Here is a 24,691-nt window from a genome sequence, read left to right on the forward strand (position 1 = left end):
TCCACGTTGCCCGACCTTTCCTCGAGACTGCTGCACATGCCGAAACTCAATCCTGATCATCCGCGCGCCCGCAACCTGACACCGCAACGTGTCTCCGTGCTGGCGGGCCTCGCCATCGTGATGGTCGCCAACATTCCGCGTTTTCTGCTCAGCGGTGATACCACGCGCCTGATGCTGATCAGTGGCTTTGCCGTGGCCGTCGCGGCGCTGGGGGTCTACATCTATCGCCAGCTTTCCGATGTCGCCCAGGGCGAAGTGCCGAGGCTGATGCGTCGCGTGTTCGTGTGGCTGGTGGTGGGCCTGGCGGCGATGGCAGCCTTCAACTTCGCCGCGCCGATGCTTGACCGCCCCAGGGAAGGGGCGCTGGAAGTGCTGGTCGATGGCCTGACACTGGGGCTGGTGGCGCATGTCATCAGTCTGTGGATGCATCGTCACTTGCACAGCGTGTAGCAGGGCTCGTAGTCGCTGCCCGGCAGCTTCATGCGGCCCTGGGCCACGAAGGAGGTGAGCAGGGCGTCGAGACGCTCCATCAGCTCGGCTTCGGCGGTCAGGCGGAAGGGCCCATCGCGCTCGATCTCCTCGATGCCTTCCTTCTTGACGTTGCCGGCGACGATGCCCGAGAAGGCACGACGCAGGTTGGCGGCCAGCTCATGCACCGGCTGGTTGCGATGCAGCGCCAGGCTCGACATGTTGGCGTGGGTCGGCGCGAAGGGCTGTTGGAAGTGCGGGGCGATATGCAGACGCCAGTTGTAGTAGAAGGCGTCGTGATGCTGACGACGGAACTCCGCGACGTCATCGATGCCGCCTCGCATGGTGCGCGCCACCTCGACCGGATTGTCGATGATGATGGTATAGCGCGAGCGCGCTTCCTCACCCAGCGTATAGGTGATGAACTCGTCGATCTGCTGGAAGTAGTCGGCGCTGGAGGCCGGGCCGGTGAAGATGACCGGGAACGGCAGGCCTTCGTTTTCCGGATGCAGCAGGATACCCAGCAGGTAGAGAATCTCTTCCGCGGTGCCCACGCCGCCCGGGAAGACGATGATGCCATGCGCGGTCCGCACGAAGGCCTCAAGGCGCTTCTCGATGTCCGGCATGATGATCAGTTCATTGACGATCGGGTTGGGTGACTCGGCGGCGATGATGCCCGGCTCCGAGATGCCCAGATAACGGCCCTGCTTGCGACGCTGCTTGGCATGCGCGACGTTGGCCCCCTTCATCGGGCCCTTCATCGCGCCGGGACCACAGCCGGTGCAGATGTCGAGTTCGCGCAGGCCGAGGTGATAGCCCACGTCCTTGGTGTACTCGTATTCCTCGCGATTGATCGAGTGGCCACCCCAGCAGGTGACGAGGCTCGGTTCACGCGAGGACTTCAGGGCACCGGCGTTGCGCAGGATATGGAACACCGCGTTGGTGGTGCCTTCGGTGGTGGAGAGATCGAAGCGGGGCGTGTTCTGGATCTCGTTGGCCACGTAGACGATATCGCGCAGCACGCTCGAGAGGTGCTCACGAATGCCGCGGATCATCTTGCCATCCACGAAGGCATCGCCCGGCGCATTGTCGAGCTTCAGACGGATGCCACGATCCTGCTGCAGCACCTCGATCTCGAAGTCCTTGTAGGCATTGAGCACCGAGACGCTGTCATCGGTCTGGCTGCCGCAGTTGAGCACCGCCAGCGCGCAGCGGCGCAGGATGTCATGCAGGCCATTGGAGGAGGTGTCGCGCAGGCGATTGACCTCATCCTGGGAGAGAACTTCCAGGCTGCCTTCCGGTGAGATGATGGTGGAGACCAGCGTCGAGCTGGCATCGCGGGAGTAGGTGGTAGCTTCACTGGTGACAGAGTTCATGACCGTCTTCCTTGTGTCAGGCGCCCACGGCTGACTGGGCGCGGTTCCGGGCTTCTGCCCAGAGTTCGGCGATGCGCTCGCGGTCGTCCACGCTCATGCCGTCCTGGGCAAAGGCGTGCTGCATCCACTCTTCGAAGGTGGCGTCAAAATCTTCCGCGACCACATCGGCGGCATCGTAATCGGCGTTCTCGAGAACCAGTTCCACCTGGGGAATCATGTATCCCAGCGGGAAGAGGTCGACTTCGGCGCATTCGCTTTCCATGGCGAGCAGTGCCTTGTGGATGGCTTCGCCGCGCGCGGCCAGTGGATCAAGCATCTGGAGCATCTCGTGATTCGGGCCAGTCGCGAGGACTGGTCGGGGCAGAGGAAAGGCGCCGAGCCCTGCCGCGTCATTCGGGCATCGCCCACGAAAGACGCAGCCAGAGCGGCACCTGGCAATGAGGATGATGCTAACACGCGAGGGCGCCACGGCGCAGCGCTGCGCATGGCGGCTGGCTCTGGTAGAATCATGGGCTTTGCGGGTCGGTGGCCCTGTGCAGACATTCAGGCAGCTATCGGCAACACGACGCGCCGAGTCGCGTCCCCCGTTCGTGAGTGGTCAGTGCCTCCATGTTCAACGCCCAGTATTTTCGTACCTTCATCACCCTGGTGGAGACCGGCAGCTTTACCCATACCGCGCGCAAGCTGGAAATGACCCAGCCCGGCGTCAGCCAGCATATCCGCAAGCTGGAGCAGTACCTGGGGCGCTCGCTGCTCAACCGTCAGGGACGCAAGTTCTCGCTCACCGCAGCGGGGCGTCGCTGTTACGACTACTCCGTCAAGCTGTTTGCCGAGCACACCCAGTTCATGCACTCGCTGGATGATGACTCGCCTGACAGCGGGGAATGCCGTGTGGCCAGCCCCTCAAGCGTCGGGCTGATGTTCTATCCGTTCACGCTCGGCTATCAGCAGCAGCATCCGGGGCTGACGGTCAGCTACAGCTTCGCCTTCAATTCCGAGATCGTGCAGGACGTGCTGGCGGGGCGCTTCGATCTTGGCATCGTCACCGAGCCAGTCAAGCATCCGGATCTCAACTTCGAGCTGTGGCATCAGGAGCCGCTGTGCCTGGTGGTGCCCGCCGACTTCGCCGGCAACAGTCTCAATGAGCTGATGGCGCTGGGCTTCATGAATTACGCCGACGGCGTCAACAACGCCAGCGCCTTGCTGCGTGAGAACTTCGCTGGTGAATTCCGCTCGATGAGCCACTTCCCGCAGCAGGGTTTCACCAACGACATCGGCATGGTGCTGGATGCCGTGGCACGTGGCCTGGGCTTCACCGTCGTCTCGCGCACGGTGCTGGAGACCTCCCCGTGGCAGCGCCAGGTGCGCGAGATGCCGCTCACCGAGGCCGTCTACGAGAACCTGTACATCGTCACGCGTGACAATGCCGAGGTGCCGCGTCGCTATGAGCAGCTGCTGGGCGAATTCCGCCTGCAGCGCCGCAACACGCTCTACGGCTACGCCGATGCCCCGGAAAGCTTCGACAACATGGACCTCGACGGCATGGTGTAACGCCTGGCGTCGCTTGGAGCGCACCGTCCTGTTTCAGTGCGCGACCCCGGCTTGCGACCAAGGCCTGATGCGACGCCGCCACGGCGCGTGGGATGCTGGATGACAGCTTCTCGCTGCTGTCGCGCATGGAGGTGACGGAGCTTGACGAGGCGCTGCGTGGCGAGCTCGCCCGGCGCTGTCGCTGGCAGGGATGGGAGTCACGCCACATGAGCGCGAGCCAGGCCGCCGAGCTGATTCGCGATGGCATGACGGTGGGCATGAGCGGCTTCACGCGGGCGGGGGAGGCCAAGGCCCTGCCGCTGGCGCTGGTGGAGAAGGCGCGCCGCGAGCCGTTCGCCATCACGCTGATGACCGGCGCCTCGCTGGGCAATGACCTGGACGGTCAGATGGCGGACGCCCACATGCTGGCGCGGCGCATGCCGTTCCAGGTCGATCCGGTGCTGCGCCGTGCCATCAATGCCGGCGAAGTGATGTTCATGGATCAGCATCTCTCGGAGACGGTGGAGCTGCTGCGCAACCATCAGCTGAGTGACATGGACGTCGCGGTGGTCGAGGCCAGTGCCATCACCACCGACGGCGGCATCGTGCCGACCACCTCGGTGGGCAATTCGGCCAGCTACGCGATTCTGGCCGACAAGGTGATCATCGAGCTCAATCTCGAGTCCCCGGCGGCACTCGAGGGACTGCACGATATCTACATTCCGCAGATGCGCCCCAGCCGTCAGCCGATCCCGGTGGTGGCGCCGGATTCGCGTATCGGCACGCCGTACATCCCCATCGATCCTGCCAGGATCGCCGCCATCGTGTTGACGCGTGGCAAGGACAGCCCCTCGACCTGTACCCCGCCGGATGAGGATACCCGGCGGATGGCGGACCATCTGGTCGAACTGCTCAAGCAGGAGGTCACGCTGGGGCGTCTGACGCCTGCGTTGCTGCCGCTGCAGGCCGGGATCGGCAGCATGGCCAACGCGGTGATGAGCGGACTGAAGGAGGGGCCCTTCGAGCACCTCACCATGTACTCGGAGGTATTGCAGGACTCCACCTTCGATCTGCTGGATGCCGGCAAGCTCGACTTCGCCTCCGGCTCCTCCATCACCGTCACCGAGGAGCGCGGGCGCACCCTGTGGAAGGACCTCGAGCGTTACCGTGACCGTCTGATCCTGCGTCCGCAGGAGCTGTCCAATCATCCGGGCATCGTGCGGCGTCTCGGCGTCATCGCCGTGAATACCGCGCTGGAATTCGACATCTACGGCAACGTCAACTCCACCCACGTGTGCGGCACGCGGATGATGAACGGTATCGGCGGCTCCGGGGACTTCGCGCGCAATGCCCAGCTCTCGGTGTTCATCACCAAGTCACTGGCCAAGGGCGGGGATATCTCGAGCGTGGTGCCCTTCGTCAGTCACGTGGATCACACCGAGCATGACGTGGACATTCTGGTGACCGAACACGGCCTGGCGGATCTGCGGGGGCTGGCACCGCGAGAACGTGCGGTACTGGTGATCGAGAACTGCGCCGACCCGCGCTATCGTCCCGCGCTGCGGGCCTACTTCGAGGAGGCCTGCCGGCGGGGCGGCCATACCCCGCATTGCCTGGAGCAGGCGCTCAGCTGGCATCGCGAGGTGGAAGTGCACGGCAACATGCGCGCCCTGTGCACGGGAGGACGGATCACTGATCCAGACCGTTTTCCTTGCGCTCGTCTTCGCATTCCGGGCTGCCCATCTCATAGTCACGGCATAGCTGGGGGCGGCGATCATAGATGGTGCACATCAGCGTCTCGCGATCGACGGCGGCACACCAGCCATCATCGAGGCGGCGCATGACTTCGCCCCCCCACTCATCCTCGTCGATCAGATAGTCCGGCACGCCGGTATCGGTGAGCAGGATGACCTCAAGCCTGCAGCAGCAGGCCTGGCAGTTGCTGCAGGTGATCTCGGGATTCACAGGTGTCGTATCGCCGGTAGCGAACGGCGATACGTCGGTAATCGGAATATTCATCGGGTCAGGGTCAGCCACAGTGAGTCAGGTGCCATCATCGGCACGCTTCAGCCGGCAGTGAAACATACTCACGCACGGATTACTTGTAGACCTTGTCGATCCCTTCCCAGTAGCCCTCGGGGTCCCGGTCATCGGTCATGTAATAGAGCTGGTAGCGACGATTGAGGCGTGCACCACCATCACGGGTCAGCGGTGCCCAGGCAAAGCCGGTACTGCCCTTGCTGGAGGTGGTGAAGAAGGCGTCCAGCGGAATGCTGACGTAGAGCCCCTTGTCGAAGCTGCCCTCGCCATAGTCATCGCCGGCATCGGTCATGGTCGCCCAGGCCCCGACGCTGACCCCGTTGGAGAAGCGGCGGGACAGATCCAGCGTCGCGCCGATATCGCCGGCCAGATAGCGCCCCACCGAGCCCTTGACCAGCACATCGTGCCAGCCGGACTGCCAGTAGGCGGTGGCATGGCCGGTGGTGACGGAATAGTCGCGCAGGCCGAACTGCTGATCGAATTCCCGCTGGCGGACGCGGTTGATATCCAGCCCCAGTGCCAGCGAGCTGTTCATCGGGCGATAGAGCACCTCGGCACCGACACCGGCATACATCATCTCGAGAATGCCGCCGTAGGCCTGGGCATACCAGTCACGCCCGAACTGATGAGTGCGGGTGTACTGCAGATTGGTGATGCCCAGATCGGTCTCCTTGACGTAATCCCCGACGTAGGTGCGCACGCGTGGCAGGTCGGAGTCGGCGATGTACTCGTAGTTCTCGTAGTTGTCGGCCAGCTGATAGGTGGCCACGCCGGAGAACCAGCCATTGCGATCGGTGCGCCACAGGGCATCCAGCTGCAGGTTGAGCTGGTAGAGATAGCCGTCCGGTCCGCCGAAGTTCTGTTTCAGGTTGGGCGAGAATCCCCAGTTGAAACCGGCGGGTTCCCTGTCCAGCAGCGTGGCGGCCTCCGCGCTGGCGTCGTCGTCAGGCGCGGGAGAGGCGGCGCGAGCGGTGATGGAATGCTCGTACTCGGCACCGAAACGTCTGTCGTTGGCGGCCGCGACGAAGGCCTCTCGCGGATGCTCATCCTCGCGCAGCGCCAGGCCGTTGCTGCTCAGGCGGTAGCGGAAGTGGGTGATCTCGGCGGGCAGGCGGTTGTGCAGTACGCGATTGGCGCGGCCTTCGGCCTGCAGGTCCTTGCGAAAGCGCGTGGCCTCCGCCTCGATGACCAAGGTCTCGCCCTCTACCCGCAGGCGGGAGACTTCAAGCCCCGTCTGGGCACGCAGCGTCGCGGCCAGTGCCTGCCAGTCGACGTCCTCCAGCCGGCATCCAGCGAGCGCACCCGGAAGGCTTCCGGGGTCTGGTCATGGCGGTAGCGCGAATGGTGACTGGGGGCGACATCTTCCGGGGTGCCGTCATCCTTGGCCTGAGCCAGCCCCGCCAGATTGGTGGACAGCGACAGGCCCAGCATGGCGGTGTTGCCGCGCTCCCAGCCGCCATGCAGCGACAGGTTGTCATTGACCTTGAACGTCGCGCCCAGATTGAACGGTGAATCCTGGTCTATCTCCACCGTCAGGGGCTCGTCGGAGTAGTCGTTGCCCTCGTATTCCAGCATCAGGGTCAGCGGGTCCCAGGGCGTCTGATATTCGATGCCACCGAAGACGGCCGGGCTGCCACTGAACATGCTGCCCAGCTGGAAGTCGCCCCCGTTGTCGCTGGTGGTATCGCTGCGCGTCTCGAGGCTGCTTCTCACCAGCGCCAGAGGGTTGCTGAAGTCGCCCCGCGTGCCCAGATAGCCCCAGCCGAGCCCCAGACTGACATCAAGATCACCGTAGCGCTTGCTGGCCACCAGATATTCAGAGCTGAACAGCCCCGTACCACCGAGATCTCGCAGGCCCACCGCGAGTGCCGGGCGATAACGGTCCTCTTCCCAGAGCCGGAACTTGGTGTCGAAGGATTTATCCAGGTAGTCGCGGTCCGGGGCGGCCTCACCGTAGCTGACCGTTTCCACCGAGACATAGCGAAAGCCCAGCTCCATCCACTCGAAGGGGGCGGCGTTGACGCTGAAGCGCTTGTAGGGCTGGGTACGGCTGTAGGTGAAGCTCAGCTCGCCCTGTGGGGCGAAGCGTGCCGTGGGAGTCTGCATCAGCCCCACGCCGCCGAAATCACTCTGGGATTCCCCAGTGGCGGCGTGGGCGATCTGGGCGCCGAGCAGGCCTCCTGCCATGCCGAGCGCCAGCCAGCCGGTGCGTGCCGGAGCAGGGCGCTGCTCGTCTCGGGGGCGCGTGGAGGGATGGGCTGGGCGAAAAGGACTCGACATGGGCGTCTCGCATGCTCCCGCGCGACAGGCGCGTGAGCGTGAATGAGGGTATGGCGGCAGCGAGGCGGCGTCCAGCTGCCAGCTGTGACAGTTCTCACCGGGCAGGCGGCTGGCCAGCCATTGCGGCAGCGCCTCGTTGACCCATTGCTGCGCGGTATCGATACCGGGGGTATGGATCACCAGACTGGCTCCCGGCGCGACCGGCAGGTCGGCTGCGCCACGCGTGAGGCGATTCCAGCTGGCGATGGGCCGCGTGAGCACCTGCCCCTGGGGGGTGACGAGGCTGGCTCGTGCCGCCTGGCCCAGCGAGTCGGCGGCGCGGCGCTCATCGATCAAGGCGTCCAGTGTCAGGCCGGGGCTCCACTGGCGCTGGTGCACGCCACTGGCGTCCAGAATCACCACGTCGCGGGGGGCCTGACAGGCGCCGATCACCATGCCGGGGGCGATGCGTATCGCCCCCGGGCCATCGCGCATGTCAGTGAGCGGATTCAGCTGGCCGGGCAGGCGTGCCAGCACGCTGCGTGGCTCACCCTGTTGACGGCCCTGATCGAGATAGCGCTGCCAGGCGTGCAACCCCTCGACATAGGCGGCCCGAGAGCTGCCCTCAGGTGCTCCCACCGCGTAGCGAGCCGCGATCAGTTCAATCTCGGCGCTCAGGCGGTTGGCGGTCGCGGCCATCTGCCGGCGAATCAGCGGCGTGCTGACGAAGCTGTAGCGCCAGTCCAGCGCCATGCGGGTCTGATGGGAGGACCATTGCTGTTCCAGTACCTGACTGGCCAGTGGCGTGCTGGCGGCGCTGAAGGGCAGCGGCGTCTCGTTCGCCCGGGCGAGGGTCGGGGTCAGCAGGGCGGCCAGATTACCATGCCTTGGCGATCTCCCAGCCGAAGCGTGGCCCGTCCGGCCAGGCCGTCATGTCGGCGGCCCACACCCGAGTGGCATCGCGCCATATCTCGTTGGTGGTGGTGTGGCCATCGTCCCATGCCAGGGTCTCGGTGCAGTGTTGCAGCGACAGCTCGGCCAGTGGCAGCGCGTGTGGCGCGGCGGCCTCACAGCGCAGATGTGCATCGGCTTCATGCACCTGCATCACCGGCACGTCATCTTGATGCTGACTGCCGGAGGAAGCGGCATCTGCCCGCTCCAGCCGGCGAGGATAGGGGCTCAGGGCGCTGACACTGACGCGATAGCGGCTGTCGTCAGCCATCAGCCAGGCCGGACGCGCCAAGGCGCGCCCGGTAGTGCTTTGCTCATGCCTGTCCGCGATGTCTCGCGTGAAGCCGGATGTCGCGGACAGTACGCCGTCGCGCAGTTCGATGATGCCGCGGTCCTGGCTCTCGAAACGCGCGATGCGTCCCTCATCCTCGAGCGTGGCCAACACGACCAGTGCCGTGTTGTTGCCATGCAGGAACTTGAGGGAGGCGTAGGGCAGTTCACTGGCGCGCGCCGCCTCGAAGTCATCCTTGCCGAAGGCATCGCCCACCGAACTGGCCACTATCTGGGCACAGCCGCTCACTGACACGGCACAGGCAGTGATGCCCAGCAGCGTCAGCGATGCCAGCGGCGCTGCCGGTGGGAACGCTACCGGTCGTGCCAGTGGTACCGGTGGTGCCAGTCGTGCCGGTGGTGCCAGTCGTGCCGGTAGTACCAGTAGTTCCGGTGGTACCAAAGCGAGGCCCATGTTAACCAGAAAATGTCGGCTGTCTAGCGAGAGAGGTCGCGTCGATGTGGCGTTGATGGAAAGCGAAATATTTATGTAAAAAAGAGTAATCGTGGTGTGGATAAAAGCAGACATGCCTGTCGATCTTTCAGACACCGCGGGCGCTGGACTTGATCCGCATGGCTGCTGAAATTCTTGTGAAGGATGTGTCGATTTGCAGACGAACCCAGCGTTTCACTGTCTGTAATCGGCTACGTCGCCATGTGGCGGTTAGCGACACACGTCGTGCTGATGATGATACAAAGCAATGTTTTTATTGGATTTTTGTAACAGCGCTCGGGTCTGTCGACTCAACGGACTTCAGATGAAAAATGCACTGATCGCACGACTTCTGGGCGCCAGCTTGAGCCTCGGCGCCCTCACCGGACTGGCGGGCTGCGTCTTCGCGCCCGGTGGCGACATCGACTATGACACCTCGGCCGCGCCGGTGGATGACATCGTCGATGTGGAGCCCATCACCTTCGGCTTGATCAAGGCCCAGGCGCGGGCGGATGCCCAGGCACGCCAGGCGGCTCGGGGTGACGGCACCCAGCGCGAGCTGGAGCAGGCGCTGACCCAGGAGCTCAACAGCAGCACCCGTGCGCAACTGGCGCCGGATTATCAGTACCACGTGGGGCCGGGCGACATTCTCAATATCGTCGTCTATGACCACCCGGAGCTGTCGTTGCCCACGGGCTCCGAGCGCAGCGCCCAGGAAGCCGGCAACGTGGTGCATGCCGACGGCACGCTCTTCTATCCCTACATCGGCCGTGTCCAGGTCAGCGGCAAGACCCTGGACGAGATCCGTCGGGTGCTGGGCGAGCGCCTCCAGCCCTACCTCAACGAGCCGCAGATCGACGTCAAGGTGGCGGCCTTCCGCAGTCAGAAGGTGCGGATCAGCGGTGAGGTGGAGCAGCCTGGCGTGCAGCCCATCAATGATGTGCCGTTGAGTCTGCTCGATGCCATCGCCGCTGCCGGCGGCATGACCGGAGACGCGGACTGGCACAACGTGGTGCTCAAGCGCAATGGCGAGGAGACCGTCATATCCCTCTATGAGCTGCTGGCACAGCGCAATGCGGCGACCGGCGAGGCACGTGATGATCGGCTGCTCAAGGACGGTGATGTCCTGTATGTGCCGGATGTCGGGACCCGCAAGGTGTTCGTGATGGGTGAGGTCGACAAGTCGGTCAGCCTGCCGCTGGGCAGAAGCCCCATCTCGCTGACCGATGCCATCGCCCAGGCGGGCGGCATCAAGGAAGACTCCGCGGATGCCTCCGGCATCTTCGTGGTACGGCGGGACCGGGAAGACCCCGAGAAGCTGGCCACCGTCTATCAGCTGGATGCTCGCAACACTACGGCCCTGATTCTGGGCGCCGACTTCGCGCTCAAGCCGCAGGATGTCGTCTATGTCACGGCCGCGCCGGTGTCGCGCTGGAACCGCGTGATCAGTCAGTTGCTGCCCACCGTGAGCTCCATCTACTACAGCACCGAAATCCAGGACAACCTCGATACCCTCGGCCAGTAAGGCGAGGGGTCGTCAAGGCGTCCCTGCCCGTCGCGCGATGCACGGGCAGGACACCAGGAGAGTGACTCAACGATGTCGATTCGCAATGCCCATTCCTCCCGTCAGACGGGGGCCACCGAACCCGCAGCGGTACCGGCGCGCACCAGTCTCGATCTGGGCCGCATGCTGGGTCAGCTGTATGACAGCCGCCTGACGCTGGCGCTGATCACCGGCACCTTCACCGTGCTGGCGGTGCTCTATGCGCTGCTGGCGACGCCGATCTACAAGGCCGATGCGCTGGTGCAGGTCGAGGATGGTGGCAGCAACATGAATCCGCTGCGGGATGTCTCCAGCATGCTGCGGGGGGAGGCGCCGCCGTCGGAATCCGAGATCCAGATCATCACCTCGCGCCTGGTGCTGGGCGAGACCGTCAAGAAGGAGCAGCTGGATCTGGTGGTCAAGCCTTACCAGTACCCGGTGATCGGGACCTTCCTGCGCAGCCACGAGGTGGAGCGCCCGAGCTGGCTGTCCGGTTCCAGCATGGTGTGGGCCGGCGAGTCACTGGAAGTGGCCAGCCTGGCCGTGCCCAAGGCCTGGGACAACGTCCCGCTGACGCTGGTGACGCTCGGCTCGGGTGAGCAGGGCCGCTATGAACTGCGCTACGACGGCAAGGTGCTCGGCACAGGCTCGGTGGGCAAGCGTGAGCGTTTCGAGGGGCCGCTGGGCGAGGTGAGTCTCGAGGTGACCTCGCTCACCGCGGGCGAGGGGGCCGAGTTCACCCTGATGCACCAGTCCACTCTGGAAGCCACCAATGCGCTGCGCGCGCGCTTCGCGGTGGCCGAGATGGGCAAGGAGACCGGCGTGCTGGGGCTGGCACTGGTGGGGGAAGACCCGCTGCGCACCCAGCAGGTGCTTGAACGCATCACCGAGACCTATCAGCAGCAGAACATCGACCGTCAATCGGCGGAAGCGGAGAAGTCGCTCGAATTCCTCAAGGAACAGGTGCCGACCGTCCGCAAGAAGCTGACCGAGGCCGAAGAGCGTCTCAATGCCTATCGCGGCAAGAGCGACAGCGTGAATCTGGATCTCGAGACCAAGTCGGTGCTCGAGCAGCTGGTGAACATCGACAACCAGCTCAACCAGACCCAGCTCGAGGAAGCGGAGCTCTCCGGCAAGTTCAACCCGAGTCACCCAAGCTACGTGGCACTGCGCAAGAAGCGCGCGGATCTTGAGCGCACGCGCAGTGAGCTCGAGAAGCAGGTGGGGGATCTTCCGGACACCCAGCAGGAGATCCTGCGTCTGGAGCGTGAAGTCGAGGTCAATCAGCAGATCTACGTGCAGCTGCTCAACAAGACCCAGGAAATGAACATCGCCCAGGCCAGCACCATCGGCAACATCCGCATCCTGGATGAGGCCGTGGCGCAGCCGCACCCGGTCAGCCCGCGCAAGGCGATGATCGTGGTGATCGCGACCCTGCTGGGCGCCATGTTGGGTGTGGTCTTCGTGCTGCTGCGCTCGCTGCTGCATCGTGGCATCGAGACACCGTCGGAGCTTTCCGATCTCGGCCTCAACGTGCATGCGACCCTGCCGCTCTCCGAGGAGCAGGCGCGCCTCAATCGTCGCCTGGCGCGAGGCATCAAGCGCTTCTCCTCCTTCAAGCTCGGCAAGGGCGCCACGGCGGCGGCCGGCAATGCCGCGCCTGGCCTGCTGGCGGTGCGCAATCCGGCGGACCTCTCCATCGAGGGTCTGCGGGGTCTGCGTACCAGCCTGCACTTCGCGATGATGGAAGCGCCCGACAACCGCCTGATGATCTGCGGCCCCAGCCCGGGCATCGGCAAGAGCTTCGTGTCCGCCAACCTGGCCGCCGTCTGTGCCCAGGCAGGCAACCGCGTGCTGGTGATCGATGCCGACATGCGCCGTGGTCACGTGCATCAGAGCATGGCGGGCCAACAGGTGGGCGCCGTGGCACCGGGGCTGAGCGACTACCTGCTCGGCAAGGTGGAGCGCAGCGCCATCATCCGCAGCATCGCCGACGAGAGCCTGGCGGTGGTCGGCGAAGACGGTGAGACACCGGACACCCTCTGCTACGTGGCTCGCGGCACCTCACCGAGCAATCCCTCCGAGTTGCTGCTGCAGGCGCGCTTCTCCGAGCTGCTCGAGTGGGCCAGCGAGAACTTCGACATGGTCATCGTGGATACGCCGCCGATCCTGGCGGTCACCGATGCAGCCATCGTCGGCAAGCTGTGCGGCGTCAGCGTGATGGTGACGCGCTTCATGCACAACTCGCCCAAGGAAATCGAAGCGGCATTGGAGCGCTTCGCTTCCAGTGGCGTGAGCGTGGATGGCGCCATCCTCAACGCCGTCGAGCGCAAGGCGACCACGGCCTACAGCTACGGCTACAGCTATCACGACTACCAGTATCAGGGCGGCGCAAAAACCAAGGGGGAGACAGGCACATGAACACGACGACAAATCCAGCGACGACCGGACTCGAGGGGCGTCAGCGACATTCGCGCATGTACGAACGTCTGATGTTCAACTCGCTGTGTCAGGCGCTGGTGGGTCTGATTCTGGCGGTGGGTGTCCCGCTGTTGCTGATCAATGGCCTGCGCCCCTGGGTCAGCGAGATGCGCATGCACAGCGTCATCGCGGCCAGCGGTGGCTTCCTGCTCGCGCTGCAGGCGATCCGTCACATGTCGCGCTACCCCGGTGCCAAGGCATTCGCCTACGTGCTGCCGGCCATCACCATCAGCTATCTGCTGGCGATGAGCGTGCTGATCGCGCTGGATCTGCGCTTCAGCCGTATCGTGCTGGGCAGCTCCTGGCTCGCGGCGATGCTGATCTGCTCCATCGGCTTCTGGGCCGAGCAGCGCACCCGCATCCGCAAGCTGGCCGTGGTGCCGTTCGGTGACTATCGCAACCTGTTCACCACTCGTGGGGCGCGCTGGAACCTGATGCGCGCACCGGACCTGGGCCAGGAGCGCTACAACGGCGTGGTCGCGGATCTGGAAGCCGAGATGCCGGCCGAGTGGCAGCGTTTCCTGGCCAACTGCGTGCTCAACCGCATTCCGGTCTACGACGCCAGTGAAGTGCGCGAGTCGCTCACCGGTCGCGTGGAGCTGAACCAGGTGCGCGAGAACAGCTTCGGTCAGCTGGCACCCAACAGTGAATATGAGCTGTTCAAGCGTCTGTTCGACGTGCTGGCCGTGCTGGCGGTGGCCCCGTTCGTGCTGCCGATCTGCCTGGTGACTGCCGTGCTGATCCGTCTGGATTCGCCGGGTGGCGTGTTCTTCGTGCAGGAGCGTGTCGGTCAGGGCGGACGTCCGTATCGCATGTTCAAGTTCCGCAGCATGTGCCATGACAGCGAGAAGTCCGGTGCCCAGTTCGCCCAGGCCAACGACATGCGCGTGACCCGTATCGGCCGCGTGATCCGCAAGACCCGCATCGATGAGCTGCCGCAGTTCATCAACGTGCTCAAGGGCGAGATGAGCCTCATCGGTCCGCGTCCGGAGCAGGTCAAGTTCGTGAATGAATTCGCCGAACAGATTCCGTTCTACAACTACCGTCACGTGGTTCGTCCGGGCATCACCGGCTGGGCGCAGGTGACCCAGGGGTACGCCTCCGACGCTGACGAGACGCGCGAGAAGCTCGAACACGACTTCTACTACATCAAGCGCTTCTCCGTGTGGCTGGATCTGTTGATCGTCGGTCGTACCATCAAGACCATGCTGACCGGTTTCGGGGCACGCTGAGCATGCTGACCGTCAGTGGCTATTACGTCGGCTTCATGGCCCTGCTGGTGGCAGTTCTGCCACTGGCGGCCAGCGAGCGCACCCGCATGGTGGGTGCCTGGCTGGGTGGCGGGCTGTGTCTGGCGTTCATGGCATTGCGTTACGACGCAGGATACGACTACTTCTCGTATCGCCAGATGGCCACCTGGCAGGTCGACCTGAGCTTCCTCGAACCCGCGCCGGCGGCACTGGCGCGCATGGCTCGGGCCTGGGGGGAACCGCAGCTGTTCTTCTTCATCACTGCCTTCCTCTATGTATCTTGCTTCGTCACCGCACTGGTGATGAGCCGCCGCAACCTGGCCTGGTGCCTGCTGTTCTTCGTCTGCCTGCCGCTGATCTATCTCTCGGCCTTCGGCTTCGTCAAGCAGCACGTGGCGATCGCCCTGTTCATGGTGGCGATGGCCTGTCTGGAGCGTGGCATGCGGCTGCCGGCGCTGGTGCTGATGCTCGTCGGCACCAGCTTCCACTACACCCTGGCGCTGTATCTGCCGTTGCTGGTGCTCTACCCGCTGCTGCGACGTGCCTATCCCTTCTGGGTCTATCTGGGGCTGCTGCCGCTGTGTTTCGTGGCAGGACCGCTGGCCAAGAGCGCACTCAGCGCGCTGGGGCTCTATGCCCACTACTTCGAGGATTTTTCCGGGGGCGGGCAGAAGCTCTATGTCATCTATCTGCTGATCTGCCTGGGGACGCTGGGACTCTGGAAGCATTTCCGCCTGTCACTGGACCCCTGGGCCTTCAATCTGATGTTCATCGGCGTGGCGCTCTACACCCTGTTCATCACCTATGGTGAGCACGTGGCCCGCGCCAGCTACTACTTCCTGCCGTTTGCCATCTTCGTCATCTGTGACGTCATCGAGCACTTCCGCGACAAGCTGCTGCCCAGTCTGATCAGCGGTGCGCTGATGATGGCGTTGTTCTTCATGTCGCTGAAGGTGGCGGCCGGCAATCAGGATCATGATTTCTTGAACAACTACCAATTCTATTTCTTGAGCGATGAAGCACTGGTGGTCGGCAATGGAGGTCAGTCATGAGCGAAGCGCTGATCTTCTCGCTGTTCAACCTGATGGCGCGTGGCCTGTCGTCCGCGGCGGGCCTGCTGCTGGCGCGAGCCGTGGCGCCCGAGGCCTTCGGGGAATATGCCCTGGCTCTCAACTATGCGGTGTTGCTGGGCGTGCTGGCGCGCATGGGCGGCAACGAGGTGCTGCTGGTCACCGAAGATGGTGCCAGTGGCGCGGCGCTGCGCCGCTGGATGGGCGTCGGCATCGGCCTCTACGCCTTGCTGTCCATCGCCTTCGCCGTGGGCATCGCGCCGCTGCTGGGGCTGTCTGCCTTCATTTTCGCCTTCTGTGCCCTGCGCGCCGGGGCGGAGCAGGTCGGCCTGCAGATGGTCAATTCGCGCCTGCAGCGTCAGGAGCGCCTGGGGCGCGTCAATCTGATGACGGTGCTGATCTCGCTGGCGGTGGCGATCGCGGTCGCCTGCGCGGCAGGTCCGGCGCTCTATCATCAGGGCGTCGCGCTGCTGACCGGCGCCGAATTCAGCGCCGAGCTGACCACGCCGTCCGGCATGTTCGGCCTGGCACCGGTGGCCACCTTCGTGATGGTCGGTGCCCTCGCGCTGGTCATCGTGATGCTGCTGGGCATGTGGCTGTCACATGACGCGGCGGCGGATGCCCGGGCGGCGGCTGCCAGCCGCGATGGCGCAAGCTCAAGTCGCCTGCCGAGCAAGGCGGACTTCGCGCGTGGACGCGGCTTTCTCTACAACAACCTGATGTCATTCGCCTACCTGCAGGCCTGGGTGATCCTGGCCGGGCTCGCCTTCGCGCCCGCCCAGGTGGCCAGTGTCTCGGTGGTGACTTCCATCGTGTTCGCGCTCTATGTCTTCCCCACCAGCCTGTATCGCTACTACCTGCCCAAGCTGACCCAGGGTGATGGCCGCCTCAAGGAATACCTGATCATCGCCAGCGGCTTCGCGCTGCCGGTGGCGGGCGGTCTGGCACTGGTGGCGCCGTGGCTGGCCGAGCACTTCCTGAGCGGCGCCTACCCGCGCCTGACCATGACACTGCGCGCCTTCGCGCTGGTCTACCTGGTGCACGCCTTCGTCACCTGCGCCTTCACGCGTCTGGCGGCACTGCGCCTGAATGGCAAGCGCCTGCTGTGCCAGAGCACCGGGGCCATTCTGGTGGTCGGTGGGGGCCTTTCGATCGCGGCGCTCAATCACTCGCTCGGCAACGCGTCCGGCGAGAGCGGCAGCCTTCTGGGCATCGACCTCTACCACCTCTTCCTGTGCGTGCCGGTCACCGCGGAGCTGGTGATGCTGGCGATGGCGATCCTCTCGAACAGCGACATTACGGACAGAAGGACGAACAGCATGGCCAAGATATGCATGACGCACGGATGGCATGACGACAACAAGGGCGACTCCGCCATCCTGATGGGCACCATCGACTTCCTCGACCAGCTGATCGATGCCGAACACGGCCGCAGCGATGTCTCCGGTGAAGGCGTGGCGAAGGCCGAAGGCCATCGCATCGATATCCTGCCCATCGATGATCAGGTGTTCGCCACCGAGCGCGGACCCTTCCGCCACATTCGTCGCCGCTACCGCGAGCGCGTCACCGTCGGTCAGCCCTTGATGCCGCCGATGCGTGACAAGCTGCGCTTCGTCACCTCGCTGCTGGGGCTGGGGGCCAAGATGGCGTTCGGCAAGCAGGGCAAGAGCGGCAACGATGTCATCGATGGTGCCGACCTGGTGGTGGTGAAGGGCGGTCATATCTTCCACAACGGCAGCTTCAAGAAGACCCTGTCTTCCTGGCTGGCGCTGATCGGCTATCTGGCGCCGGTGATGCTGGCGCGCAAGGCCGGCAAGCGCGTGCTGTTGCTGGGCCACTCCTTCGGCCCGTTCAAGACCCCGGCCCAGGAGCGCTTCTTCCTGCGCACCCTGAGCGACTGCCTGGTGGTCTCGCGTGAGGAGATCACCCACGCCATGACCCAGAAGGCCGACCCGAAGCTGCCGCATGCGCTGCTGGGCACCGACATGGCCTTCGCCATGGCCCCGCGGGCGAGCGATGAACATGCCGAGGTCAAGGCACCGGGCGGCGTGGCCTCACCCTATGCCGTGATCACCCTGCGTGACTGGTGGGGGCTGGATCAGCAGGCCTTCGCCGAGCGTGTCGAGGTGCTGTCGCGTTCACTGCTGGAATCCCGGGAGCGTCTGGGCATCGAGCGCCTGATGATCGTGCCGCACGTGCTGGGCCCGACCGATATCGAGAATGACCAGCGCATCTCCCAGCTGGTGTTCGATCACCTGCAGAAGGCACTGGCCGCCGCTGACGGGGGCCAGGAGCTCGCCACGCGCATCGAGCTGGTGCAGGGCGACCCGAGCCCGGATGCGCTGGTGGATCTCTACCGCGACGCTGAATTCCTGGTGGGCACGCGTTTCCACTCGGTCATCTTCGCGCTGATGTCCGGCACGCCGGTCTACGCGCTGTCCTACTGTGGCCCCAAGGCGCCGGGCATCATGCGTGACTTCGGGCTCGGCGACAGCGTTCAGGACATCGAGAACTTCGACCCGGCACGCATCGTGGCCGACATCGAGGCGCTGGTCGCCGACAAGGCCTTCCCGGCGCTTGCCGAGCGCGTCATCGCCGACAAGCTGGCGATCACCGCCGACATCACGCGGGACTTCCTGCGCCGCGCACCGGGACGCGCCGGTGTCTGGGGCCAGCGTGAGCTCAAGCTCAATGATGACGCCTATCCGGCGCCGACGGCTGCCAAGGCACCTGACGCGACGGACCCCGTGGCCACGGATGCTCCGGCCGCTGAGCACGCCACCCACGACAGCGCCACCCACGACAGCGAGCCTGTCGTGCGAGGAGTCTGACATGGCCCATGTCGCTCTGTTGATCCAGGACATCAGCGCCTGCGGTGGCGTCGAGAAGGTGATGCACGGCCTGGCGCGTGATCTGCGCGACAGCCATCAGGTCACGCTGGTGTCGGTGCGTGAAGGCGAGCCCTACTGGGGCCGTCTCGAGGGTGTCGAATACCGCACTCTGGGACTGCCCGCCACCGGTACGCGCAAGAACTTCCGCCACTGGGTGACGCATCTGCGTCGTCTGATGCTGGAGGCGCGCATCGAGGTGATGGTCAGCGGCTACTTCGCCTTCCATCTGGCCGCCCAGCTGGCGGCGCGTGGCACCGGAGGCCGTGACGAGGCGGGCAATTCGCGCCCGCTGACCCGCGTCATCGCCCAGGAGCACAGCGCCTATCATCACGATCGTCGCGCCAAGCGCGTCATCAAGCACCTGCTCTATCGTCATCTCGATGTCCTGCAGGTGCTCAACGAGGTGGATGCGGAATGCTGGCGGCGGCGTGGTCTGCAACCGACGGTGATCCCCAACTATCTGGATGATCTCGCGGAGCGCGAGACGCGCGCCGAGTGCGAGCGTCAGGCCGACGTGGTGATGGTGGGGCGTCTGGCGCCGATCAAGCGTGTCGATCTGGCGATCCGTGCCTTTGCCCATTCGGGTTACCGCCGCGGGCGTCTGGTGCTGGTCGGGGATGGTCCGGAACGTGAGTCCTTGCTGGCGCTGTGCCACGAGCTGGGGCTGAAGGTCTTCCAGGGCGCCAACGACGACAGCGTGCCGGATGATACCCGGGTGCTGTTCACCGGCGCGCTGCAGGACGTCTCGCGTGAGTTGCGCCGAGCCCGTCTGCTGTTGCTGACGTCCGAGCGTGAATGCCTGCCGATGAACGTGCTGGAAGCCAAGCGTGAGGGCCTGCCGTGCCTGTCACGCCCGGTGCGCTCAGGCCCGCTGGCATTGATTCGCCACGATGTCGATGGCGTGCTGAGTGCCGAAGCGGACAGTGCCGGTGAGGTGGAGATCGTGCAGGAGCTGGCGCACGAGCTGGCGCGTCTCGAATTTGACGACCATCGCCTGCTACATCTCTCGAAGGCCGCACGCGAGAGCTTTGCCCACTACAGCCGTGATGCGGTGCTGCCGGACTATCAACGCCTGATCACGCGCCTGGTGCCGAGGAGAAGGCCCATGGCTGATGTGTCCGTCATCATGCCCAACTACGGCTATGACCGCCGCCTGCATGCCGCCGTCGATTCCGTGCTGGCCCAGAGCGAGCCGGTGCGCGAGATCCTGATCAGCGACGATGCCTCACCCGATGGTGCCGCCGCGCGACTGCGCGAGGATTTCGCGGCACTGGAGACCGGCGACGTCGAGATCCGCATCCTCGAGACCGACACCAACGGCGGGCCGGGGCGTGCCCGCAACCGTGCCATCGCCGAGGCCCAGGGCCGCTACATCGCCTTCCTGGACGCCGATGATGCCTGGCTGCCGGAGAAGATCGAACGCCAGATCGCCTTCATGCAGGAGACCGGCGCCGGACTGTCCTACACCGGCTACGAGATGGTGGATGAGCAGGGCAACCATGTCTCCCACTTCGCACCGCCGGCGCGTCTGACGCGTGACGACATGCTGCGCTCCAACTCCATCGGCTGCCTGACCGCCATCTATGACGCGGGGCGCTTCGGGCGTTTCTACATGCCGACCATCCGCAAGCGTCAGGACCTGGCGCTGTGGCTGATCATCATCGGTCAGCTGGGCCCGGCGCAGGGCATGCCCGAGCCGCTGGCGCGTTACACGCGTCGCGAGAGCAGCGTGTCCTCCAACAAGTTCAAGGCCGCCGCCTACCAGTGGCGTCTGTATCGTGAGGTGCTGGGGATGGATGTGATCAGCGCCAGTCGCAACTTTGTCCATTACGCGGTGAACGGTTATGCAAAACATCGTTAACGTCAGGTGGAAGACAGCGCCCGTCGTCAGGTGCCGGAACTGACCTTCCTGATCTCGACCCTGGATGCCGGGATCTACAGCGTGCCGCGTTATGACGAGCTGCCCGGTGCCCGCTTCCTGATCGTGCATCAGCTGTCGGAAGCCCATCAGGACGAGGCGCAGCGCGATATCTTCCGCGAGTACGTGCTGGCCCATTTCGACAGCCGTTTCGAGTATCTGGCGGTCGCGGGGCGTGGTCTCTCCAAGAGCCGCAACATCGCGCTGGCGGCCTGCCCGACACGCTACGCCTACATCCTGGACGACGATGTCCAGCTGCATCCCCAGGCCGTGTCGCTGGTGATGGAAGCCTTCACCTGTACCGAGGCGGCGGCGATCAGCTTCCCGCACGTCAAGGCCTTCCCCTTGCACGAACGGGACCCGGATCGTCCGGCACCGCCGGTCGCCTTCAAGGCCCACACCCTGATGTCACTGGCTCGCGTGCGCTCGGTGGACATGGCGCTGGATCTCTGTCAGTTCCATGCCCGCTTCGATGAGCAGTTCGGGCTGGGCACCGACCAACCCTCCGGCGAGGAATTCATCGTGATGAGCGATGCCCGCCGTCAGGGCGCGCGCCTGATGCGCGCCAATCTGGGCATCGTCGCCCATGCGGGGGTCACCTCCGGCAGCGACTTCTACAGCTCGCCCGCCAAGGCGCGCACCAAGGGGCGGATGTTCGCTCGGGTCACTGGCAGTCGCTTCTCGCCGCTGGCACTGGCCTTCCTGGTTCGCAAGGCCCCGATCGCTTTCAAGCGCGGCTATCTGGCGACCTTCGTCGGCAATTTCTTCCGCTAGTCGCCCGCGCGACACTCAATGAAGATCACGATTTTCGGAAGCGGTTATGTAGGCCTGGTCACCGGTACCTGCCTGGCCGATGTGGGACATGATGTGGTGTGCATGGACGTGGACGCCGCCAAGATCGAGCGCCTCAAGCAGGGCGAGATTCCCATCTACGAGCCGGGACTCGAGAGCATGCTGCTGCGCAACGTGGAAGCCGGCCGTCTGAGCTTCACCACCGACCCCCGCGAGGCCGTCGCGCACGGCGTGCTGCAGTTCATCGCCGTGGGCACGCCGCCGGATGAAGATGGCAGTGCTGACCTCAAGTACGTGCTGGCGGTGGCCGAGAGCATCGGTGAGTACATGGATGACTACAAGGTCATCATCGACAAGTCCACCGTGCCGGTGGGCACGGCAGACCGCGTGCACGCCCGCGTGGCTGAGGTGCTCAAGCACCGCGGCGTGAGCGTGGATTTCGATGTCTGCTCCAACCCGGAATTCCTCAAGGAGGGCGCGGCGCTGGAGGACTTCACGCGTGGTGCCCGCATCGTGGTCGGCACCGATTCCGAGAAGGTGCGCGAGCGCATGCGCGAATGCTACGCCCCCTACAATCGCAATCATGAAAAGCTGATGTTCATGGATGTGCGTGCCGCCGAGCTGACCAAGTACGCCGCCAACGCGATGCTGGCCACCAAGATCAGCTTCATGAACGAGATCTCCAACCTGGCCGAGCGTCTCGGGGCGGATATCGAGGAAGTGCGCCGCGGGATCGGCAGTGACCCGCGCATCGGCTACCACTTCATCTACCCGGGCTGTGGCTACGGTGGCTCCTGCTTCCCGAAGGATGTCCAGGCGCTGGCGCGTACCGCCAGCCAGATCGGCTATGAGGCCGAGCTGCTCACCGCGGTGGAATCCGTCAACAAGCGTCAGAAGGTCACGCTGTTCGAGAAGCTGTCACGCGCCTTCGATGGCGATCTCGCCGGCAAGACCATCGCCGTCTGGGGGCTGGCCTTCAAGCCGAACACCGATGACATGCGCGATGCGCCGAGCCGCACGCTGATGGAAGCGCTGTGGGCGGCGGGCGCCAAGGTGCAGGCCTATGACCCGGAATCCATGCGTGAGACACGCCGCATCTACGGCGAGCGCGATGATCTGGTGCTGGTGGCGGATCGCATCCAGGCGGTCAAGGGCGCGGATGCGCTGGTGATCTGCACCGAGTGGAAGGAATTCCGCACGCTGGATGCCGGCTGGCTCAAGACCCAGCTGGCCTTCCCGGTGGTGGTGGATGGCCGCAACCTCTTCGAGCCGTCCGCCATGAAGTCTGCCGGCCTGATGTATTACGCGGTCGGCCGTGGCGACACCCTGGCGCTGAGCAGACAAGGAGCTTTCCATGTGTGGCATCGTTGCCGGCCTGGCTCAGCGTGACATCAGCAAGATTCTCATCGAGGGGCTGCATCGCCTCGAATACCGGGGTTACGACTCCGCTGGCGTGGCCGTGATCGACCCCGCCGGTGAACTGCGCCGTGCGCGTGCCGTCGGCAAGGTCCGCGCGCTGGAGGACGAGCTGCGTGAAGCGCCGCTGTCCGGTGCCATCGGCGTCGCCCATACCCGCTGGGCCACCCACGGGCGTCCGGCCCAGCACAACGCGCACCCGCACCTCTCGAGCGAGCGCGTGGCCGTGGTGCACAATGGCATCATCGAGAACCACGAGGCGCTGCGCCGTGAGCTGGAGCAGGAGGGCTATGACTTCACTTCCGAGACGGACACCGAGGTGGTCGCGCATCTGGTCGACCGCGAACTGCGCGCTGGCCGTGCGCTGCCGGAGGCGGTCAATGTGGTCACCGCGCGTCTGGATGGCGCTTTCGCGCTGGCGGTGATGGAACAGCAGAATCCCGAGCTGCTGGTCGGCGCCCGTCAGGGCAGCCCGCTGGTCGTGGGTGTGGGAATCGAGGAGCACTTCATCGCTTCTGACCCGCTGGCACTGCTGCCGGTCACCGACCGCTTCATCTATCTGGATGAGGGCGACATGGTGGCCATCAGCCCGAGTGGCATCCAGGTGCTGGAACGCGGCGCCGAGCAGGATGAGCTCACGCCGGTGACCCGCGAAGTGGTGCGCTATGAGCACAGCGTCGAAGCGGCGGGCAAGGGTGAGTATCGCCACTTCATGATGAAGGAGATCATGGAGCAGCCCACCGTGCTGTCGCGTACCCTGGCCGAGCGTCTCGACCCGCAGGGCGTGCGCCTGGAGGCCTTCGAGGTCTCGCGCCATTCCTTCCTGGCCGCGGATGATGGCGCCGAGAAGGGCAGGGAAGTCGTCGATGTCGAGCGACTGACGCAGCTGCTGGCCGATGTGCGTCAGGTGCAGATCATCGCCTGCGGGACCAGCTATCACGCCGGCATGGTGGCGCGTTACTGGCTCGAAGAGGTCGCCGGCATTCCGGCGCAGGTCGAGGTGGCCTCGGAGTTTCGTTACCGCGAGCGTGTCGCGGCCCCGGGCACGCTGTTCATCACCCTGTCGCAGTCCGGCGAGACCGCCGACACGCTGGCGGCCCTGCGGGATATCCAGAAGCTCAACCGCGAGGGGCCGCAGGCAGGGCATTACCTGGCGAGTCTGGCCATCTGCAACGTGGCGGGAAGCTCGCTGGTTCGTGAGTCGGATCTGTCACTGCTGACCCATGCCGGGCCGGAGATCGGGGTGGCTTCCACCAAGGCCTTCACCACCCAGCTGGTGGCGCTGATGCTGACCACGCTGGCCCTGCGCCAGAGCCGTCGACAGCCGCAGGACGAGGAAGATGACCTGCTCACGCGTCAGCTGCTGATGCGTCTCAAGGACCTGCCGCATGTCATCGAGCAATCGCTGGGGCTGAACGGGGAAATCGCCCAGTTGGCCGAGAAGTTCATGCATCGCCATCACACCCTGTTCCTCGGGCGCGGCAGCCAGTACCCGATCGCGATGGAGGGTGCGCTCAAGCTCAAGGAAATCTCCTATATCCACGCCGAAGCCTATGCGGCGGGTGAGCTCAAGCACGGCCCGCTGGCCTTGATCGATGAGGACATGCCGGTGGTGGCGGTCGCGCCGATGGATGACCTGATGGAGAAGCTGAAGTCCAACCTTCAGGAAGTCCGCGCGCGTGGCGGCCAGCTGTTCGTGTTCGCCGACCCGGAAGTCAGCCTCAAGGCCGGTGAGGGCGTGCACGTCGTCACCGTGCCGGGGGTGTGTCGCTTCCTCGCGCCGATCGTCTATGCGGTCCCGCTGCAGCTGCTGTCCTATCACGTCGCCGTGCTCAAGGGTACCGATGTCGATCAGCCGCGCAATCTCGCCAAGAGTGTCACGGTAGAGTGATCGCATGAGATGCAAGGAGTTTGCGACATGAACCCTCATGAATTCGGTTTTT

17 protein-coding genes and 1 pseudogene are annotated in these 24,691 nt (G+C 64.8%); 12 read left to right on the forward strand and 6 right to left on the reverse strand.

The genetic code is table 11. The features are described 5' to 3' along the window. Positions 1-36 precede the first annotated feature (36 nt). Positions 37-450 carry a hypothetical protein gene (locus CU110_RS05515; protein WP_127734825.1) on the forward strand — a complete coding sequence of 138 codons (414 nt, stop codon included), beginning with the start codon at positions 37-39 and terminating at the stop codon, positions 448-450. Here the strand turns inward: CU110_RS05515 and ppnN are convergent. Beyond that, positions 432-1,844 carry a nucleotide 5'-monophosphate nucleosidase PpnN gene (gene ppnN, locus CU110_RS05520; protein ID WP_077374140.1) on the reverse strand — a complete coding sequence of 471 codons (1,413 nt, stop codon included), beginning with the start codon at positions 1,842-1,844 and terminating at the stop codon, positions 432-434. The two genes, CU110_RS05515 and ppnN, sit on opposite strands and share 19 nt — an antisense overlap. 16 nt (positions 1,845-1,860) lie before the next feature. Then, on the reverse strand, positions 1,861-2,160 hold the full coding sequence (locus tag CU110_RS05525) for a hypothetical protein (protein ID WP_077374137.1): 300 nt from the start codon (positions 2,158-2,160) through the stop codon (positions 1,861-1,863). A 293-nt stretch (positions 2,161-2,453) separates the two neighbouring features. Between CU110_RS05525 and CU110_RS05530 the strand changes: the two genes are divergently transcribed. Both CU110_RS05530 and CU110_RS05535 read left to right on the forward strand, forming a co-directional pair. Then, entirely contained in the window at positions 2,454-3,395 is a 942-nt protein-coding gene (locus CU110_RS05530) for a LysR family transcriptional regulator (protein WP_077374134.1), read from the forward strand. A 92-nt stretch (positions 3,396-3,487) separates the two neighbouring features. Next, positions 3,488-5,218, forward strand: coding sequence for an acetyl-CoA hydrolase/transferase family protein (locus CU110_RS05535; protein WP_240665486.1), 1,731 nt, complete (start codon positions 3,488-3,490; stop codon positions 5,216-5,218). Here CU110_RS05535 and CU110_RS05540 read toward each other — a convergent pair. From CU110_RS05540 to CU110_RS05550, 4 genes and pseudogenes are all read right to left on the reverse strand, one after another. Beyond that, a pseudogene (locus CU110_RS05540) lies at positions 5,175-5,393 on the reverse strand (hypothetical protein); the annotation flags it as partial. The gene CU110_RS05535 and the pseudogene CU110_RS05540 overlap by 44 nt on opposite strands. Before the next feature lie 79 nt (positions 5,394-5,472). After that, entirely contained in the window at positions 5,473-6,696 is a 1,224-nt protein-coding gene (locus CU110_RS17520) for a YjbH domain-containing protein (RefSeq protein ID WP_205694094.1), read from the reverse strand. Beyond that, entirely contained in the window at positions 6,618-8,426 is a 1,809-nt protein-coding gene (locus tag CU110_RS17525; RefSeq protein ID WP_205694067.1) for a YjbH domain-containing protein, read from the reverse strand. The genes CU110_RS17520 and CU110_RS17525 overlap by 79 nt, the downstream gene beginning before the upstream one ends. Before the next feature lie 124 nt (positions 8,427-8,550). Then, the gene (locus tag CU110_RS05550) at positions 8,551-9,369 is read right to left on the reverse strand and encodes a YjbF family lipoprotein (protein WP_127734828.1); all 819 of its coding nucleotides are present in this window, start codon (positions 9,367-9,369) and stop codon (positions 8,551-8,553) included. 343 nt (positions 9,370-9,712) lie between these two features. On the opposite strand from CU110_RS05550, the gene CU110_RS05555 reads away from it, so the two are divergent. The 9 genes from CU110_RS05555 (at position 9,713) to glmS (ending at position 24,639) form a co-directional block, all read left to right on the forward strand. Continuing rightward, positions 9,713-10,912 (forward strand): polysaccharide export protein, encoded by a 1,200-nt coding sequence (locus CU110_RS05555; protein WP_127734830.1) that lies wholly within the window; start codon positions 9,713-9,715, stop codon positions 10,910-10,912. Between the two features lie 72 nt (positions 10,913-10,984). Further along, positions 10,985-13,351 (forward strand): polysaccharide biosynthesis tyrosine autokinase, encoded by a 2,367-nt coding sequence (locus CU110_RS05560; RefSeq protein WP_127734833.1) that lies wholly within the window; start codon positions 10,985-10,987, stop codon positions 13,349-13,351. Then, positions 13,348-14,643: a sugar transferase gene (locus tag CU110_RS16620; protein ID WP_240499683.1), complete on the forward strand. Its 1,296-nt coding sequence runs from the start codon at positions 13,348-13,350 to the stop codon at positions 14,641-14,643. Before CU110_RS05560 ends, CU110_RS16620 begins: the two co-directional genes overlap by 4 nt. Before the next feature lie 2 nt (positions 14,644-14,645). Further along, the gene (locus CU110_RS05570; RefSeq protein WP_077374117.1) at positions 14,646-15,713 is read left to right on the forward strand and encodes an EpsG family protein; all 1,068 of its coding nucleotides are present in this window, start codon (positions 14,646-14,648) and stop codon (positions 15,711-15,713) included. Further along, the gene (locus tag CU110_RS05575) at positions 15,710-18,562 is read left to right on the forward strand and encodes a polysaccharide pyruvyl transferase family protein (RefSeq protein ID WP_127734836.1); all 2,853 of its coding nucleotides are present in this window, start codon (positions 15,710-15,712) and stop codon (positions 18,560-18,562) included. Before CU110_RS05570 ends, CU110_RS05575 begins: the two co-directional genes overlap by 4 nt. Position 18,563: 1 nt before the next feature. Beyond that, on the forward strand, positions 18,564-20,483 hold the full coding sequence (locus CU110_RS05580; RefSeq protein WP_164850282.1) for a glycosyltransferase: 1,920 nt from the start codon (positions 18,564-18,566) through the stop codon (positions 20,481-20,483). Between the two features lie 6 nt (positions 20,484-20,489). Next, on the forward strand, positions 20,490-21,314 hold the full coding sequence (locus tag CU110_RS05585) for a glycosyltransferase family A protein (RefSeq protein WP_127734842.1): 825 nt from the start codon (positions 20,490-20,492) through the stop codon (positions 21,312-21,314). An 18-nt stretch (positions 21,315-21,332) separates the two neighbouring features. Continuing rightward, positions 21,333-22,721, forward strand: coding sequence for a UDP-glucose/GDP-mannose dehydrogenase family protein (locus tag CU110_RS05590; protein WP_127734845.1), 1,389 nt, complete (start codon positions 21,333-21,335; stop codon positions 22,719-22,721). After that, entirely contained in the window at positions 22,687-24,639 is a 1,953-nt protein-coding gene (gene glmS, locus CU110_RS05595) for a glutamine--fructose-6-phosphate transaminase (isomerizing) (RefSeq protein ID WP_084208238.1), read from the forward strand. Before CU110_RS05590 ends, glmS begins: the two co-directional genes overlap by 35 nt. Positions 24,640-24,691 lie beyond the last annotated feature (52 nt).

The organism is Cobetia sp. ICG0124 (assembly GCF_004006355.1).
Classification (GTDB): Bacteria; Pseudomonadota; Gammaproteobacteria; order Pseudomonadales; family Halomonadaceae; genus Cobetia; species Cobetia marina.